The 3,614-nt window shown below is 73.6% G+C and carries 2 protein-coding genes and 1 pseudogene; 2 read left to right on the forward strand and 1 reads right to left on the reverse strand.

What is annotated here, in order from left to right; all coding sequences use genetic code 11:
• A partial coding sequence (locus I5E_RS22240; protein ID WP_042724087.1) for a hypothetical protein occupies positions 1-219 on the reverse strand: 219 nt, incomplete at its 3' end.
• A 127-nt stretch (positions 220-346) separates the two neighbouring features.
• Here I5E_RS22240 and I5E_RS19425 point away from each other — a divergent pair.
• Positions 347-2,896 carry a carboxylate--amine ligase/circularly permuted type 2 ATP-grasp protein gene (locus tag I5E_RS19425; protein ID WP_022908453.1) on the forward strand — a complete coding sequence of 850 codons (2,550 nt, stop codon included), beginning with the start codon at positions 347-349 and terminating at the stop codon, positions 2,894-2,896.
• A pseudogene (locus I5E_RS19430) lies at positions 2,896-3,614 on the forward strand (N-acetylglutaminylglutamine amidotransferase); the annotation flags it as partial. The gene I5E_RS19425 and the pseudogene I5E_RS19430, both read left to right, overlap by 1 nt.

A 3,614-nucleotide genomic window follows, 5' to 3' on the forward strand; every position in this document is an offset into this window, starting at 1 on the left:
CCCGATCAGCGCCCAGTCGGTGGCACCGCTCCGGCCGATCGCCCGCTCGACGAGGACGACCATCTCCTCGACGGTCGTCCCGGTGGCCGCGGTGCTCGTCCCGAACCCGGGCAGGTCGATCCCGACCAGGTCGAGCGTCCCGGCGAGGCGGGCGCGCAGCCCCGCGTACTCCTCGGAACTCGAGCCGAGGGCGTGCAGGCAGAACACGGTGGTGGGCATCCTTCGTTCCTACGTGCCCCGCCAGCAGCGCTCCCAGCGGGGTGTACCCCGGGAGTCTTTGTTTCGAGCATGCGACGATCTGCGGAACCCCGGGCCGATCCCGGGCGGTCGGGGATAGGTTCGGCCCATGAGTGCAGAGCTGACGCTCGGCGCCGAGGAAGAACTGCACCTCATCGACCTCGATTCCGGCCGACTTTCCGCGAAGGCCCCCCGCCTTCTGCCCAAACTGCCCGCCGACCGCTTCGGCGCCGAACTCCAGCGCACGACCATCGAGACGAACACCCCCGTGGTGCGCACCCTCGACGACCTGCGACGCGTGATCGTCGACCTCCGCAGCGAACTCACCGCCGCGATCGCGCCCGCCGGGGTCACCATCGCCGCGGCCGGCACCGCACCGCGGTCGGAGTACGCCGACTTCGAGCTGACGTCCGGTGGCCGCTACGGCCGCATGCAGGAGCAGTACCGGATGCTCGTCGACGAACAGCTCATCTGCGGTCTGCAGGTGCACGTCGGGGTGAGCGACCGCGACCTGGCGGTGCAGATCGCCCAGCGCGTCGCGCCCGTGCTGCCCGCCCTGCTGGCGCTCAGCGCGTCGAGCCCGTTCTGGAACGGCCAGGACACCGGCTACTCCTCGTTCCGCAGCATCATCTGGCAGCGGTGGCCCTCGGCCGGCAGCTTCGGACGGGTCCGGGACGGCGCCGAGTACGACGCGATGCTCGACGACCTCATCGCCTCGGGCGTGATCGCCGACAAGAAGATGGCGTACTTCGACGTGCGGCCGTCCTCGCACGCCCCGACGCTCGAGCTGCGGGTGTGCGACGCGACGCCGATCGTGGACGACGCCGTGCTCATCGCCGGTCTGTTCCGCGCCGCCGTCCGCAAGGCGGAGAAGGCGGTCGAGTCCGGTGCCGAGTGGCGCCCGCGCAGCGAACCGCTGCACCGGGCCGCGATGTGGCAGGCGGCACGCAGCGGCCTGAGCGGCGAACTGCTCGGCCTCGGGCAGCACCCGGAGCGGCTCCCCGCCGAGACCGCCGTCCGGCAGCTCGTGTCCCGACTGCGTCCGGAGCTCGAGGAGCTCGGCGACTGGGCCACGGTGGCGTCGCTCGCCGAGGACACCCTCGCCCGCGGGAACTCGACGGACCGGCAGCGCACCGCGTACGCCGAGCGCGGCGAGCTCGACGACGTCGTGGCCGCGGTCGTCGAGGACACCGCCGGCACTCCGTCCGGCAGGGACGACCACCCGACCGTCACGATCCCGTCCTACCGCGTCCGCGCCGGCGACGAGGCCGTCGGACCGGGAGCCCGGCCCCGCCCGGCGTTCCGCGAGCTCGCGGCGTTCTTCCGCGGGTGGGACGCCGAGACCACCATCGACCGCTGCGCCGCCCGCGACGCGTGGACCCGCGAGCACGAGGTCGGCTTCGTGGTCGACGGCGGCGTGCAGGCGTTCGGGTGCGACCTCGTGCCCCGGACCATCAGCGCGTACGAGTGGCGCCAGCTCGCCGCCGGCCTCGGGCAGCGCGCCCGCGCGATCGAGCTGTTCCTCCGCGACGCCTACGGGCCGCGCCGGATCGTGTCCGACGGCGCGATGGACGAGCACCAGTTCGTCGGCGCCGACGGCTGGGACCCGGCGGCCACCCGGCTGCCCGAGGACGCCGTTCGAGCGTCGGTGATGGGGTTCGACCTGGTCCGCAACGAGTTCGGCGGGTGGCGGGTGCTCGAGGACAACGTCCGGTCGCCCTCCGGCGTCGCGTACGGCATCGCGCTCCGCGAGCTGATGGACGACGTCGTGCCGGACGCCCCGCGGCCGGAGCACCTGCTCGACCCGCACGGCGTCGTCGACCGCCTCCGGCACACGCTCCGCACGAACGCGTCCGCCGTGACCGGCGAACCGGACCCGGTGATCGCGCTCGTCACCGACGGCCCCGCCGCCGGCGCGTGGTTCGAGCACCGACGGCTGGCCGACGGAGCCGGGCTACGCCTCCTGGCCGGCTCGGACCTGGACGTCCGCGACGGCCACGTCGTCGAGGCGCGGACGGGCGACGTCCTGCACGGGCTGTACCTGCGCATCGACCGCGACGTCAGCGCGCTCGCCGCCGAGCACGCACCGGACCTCGGCGCGCGCGTCCTCGACGTCGCCGCCGCGGGGGGCGTGCACCTGGCGAACGCGCCGGGCAACGCGCTCGTCGACGACAAGGCCATGTACGTGAACGTGCCGGACCTCATCTGGTACTACCTCGACGAGAAGCCGCTGCTCGACGCCGTCCCGACCTACCGCACCAGCATCGAGGGCGAGCGGCTCTCGGTGCTCGACCGCGTCGGGGAGCTCGTGACGAAGCCGGTCGACGGCGAGGGCGGGCGTGACGTCCTGATCGGGCCGAGCGCCAGCGCCCCCGAGGTCGCCGAGCGGCGCCGTGCCATCGCCGCCGACCCGGACCGGTGGGTCGGACAAGAGGTCGTGCAGCTCTCCTCGCACCCGACGATCGGGCCGGCAGGGCTCGACCCCCGGCACGTCGACCTGCGGGCCTTCGTGTACGTCACGGGGACCGGGCCGGACGACACCCACCTCGCCGACGTCGCCCTCACCCGGGTGGCGCCGGAGGGCAGCATGGTCGTCAACTCCTCGCGGGGCGGCGGCGCCAAGGACACCTGGATCACCGGAACGGCAGGAGAGCGCTGATGTGCGGGCTCGCGGGAGAACTCCGGTTCGACGGGACGGCGCCGGACGTCGCGGCGGTGGCGCGGATGACCGGCTGCCTCGTGCACCGCGGCCCCGACGGCGACGGGCTGTGGGCGCGCGGCCCGGTCGCGCTCGGACACCGGCGGTTGTCGATCGTCGACCTGTCCACCGCCGGCGCGCAGCCCATGGTGCACCCGCGCGCGGGACTGACCATCGCCTACAACGGCATGGTCTACAACTACCGGCAGCTCCGCGACGAGCTGCGCGGCCGAGGCCACGGGTTCTCCTCGACCTCGGACACCGAGGTCATCCTCGCCGCCTACGCCGAGTGGGGCACCCGCTTCGTCGACCACCTGGTCGGGATGTTCGCGATCGCGATCTGGGAGCACGCCAGCGGCCGGCTCGTCCTCGCCCGCGACCGGCTCGGCATCAAGCCGCTCTACGTCGCCGAGGTCCCCGGCGGGATCCGCTTCGCCAGCTCCCTGCCCGCGGTCCTCGCCGGAAACGGCGGCCCCGGGGGCAGCGTCGACACGAGCATCGACCCGATCGCCTTCGCGTCCTACATGACCTTCCACTCGATCGTCCCGGCGCCCCGCACGATCCTGTCCGGCGTCGGCAAGCTGCCGCCGGCCACCGTCCGGGTGATCGAGCGCGACGGCACCTCCCGCGACGAGACGTACTGGGAACCCCGCTTCGAGCGCGACCCGGACAAGGCCGA

It is taken from the genome of Curtobacterium sp. B18 (assembly GCF_000333375.1).
GTDB lineage: Bacteria > Actinomycetota > Actinomycetes > Actinomycetales > Microbacteriaceae > Curtobacterium.